Below are 272 nucleotides of genomic sequence, written 5' to 3'. Positions count from 1 at the left end.
GCTATTTGGACGCATCGGAACGGCAAAAGATGATAGAATTTGTCCATCAAAGCGAAGAGCTACGCGTCTTTGATACAAACAAAGTCATTCAACGATTTAACCTCTTTGTTTCAAGACTCGAAAATGATCGAGTTGTTGGCCGTGCCGAGGCTTTTCGTGCTCTCGGAAAAATCAGAACAAAGCCGGAAATCGCCCGCCTAGTCGCCCGTTAATGCATTGCCATCGGGTATGCGGATGGAACGTTTGATCAAAATGAAAAACAGACAGTTGTA

The 272-nt window shown here is 44.9% G+C and carries 1 pseudogene; it reads left to right on the top strand.

Annotation, left to right across the window (positions count from 1 at the left end):
- Positions 1 to 212 (top strand): annotated as a pseudogene (locus RYX56_RS22435) (TerD family protein); the annotation flags it as partial.
- Positions 213 to 272: the final 60 nt, after the last annotated feature.

The organism is Alkalihalophilus lindianensis (genome assembly GCF_032843265.1).
GTDB lineage: Bacteria > Bacillota > Bacilli > Bacillales > Bacillaceae_D > Alkalihalophilus > Alkalihalophilus lindianensis.
The sequence above is the reverse complement of the archived record's forward strand: the minus strand, read 5'-3'. Positions and strand labels throughout refer to the sequence as shown.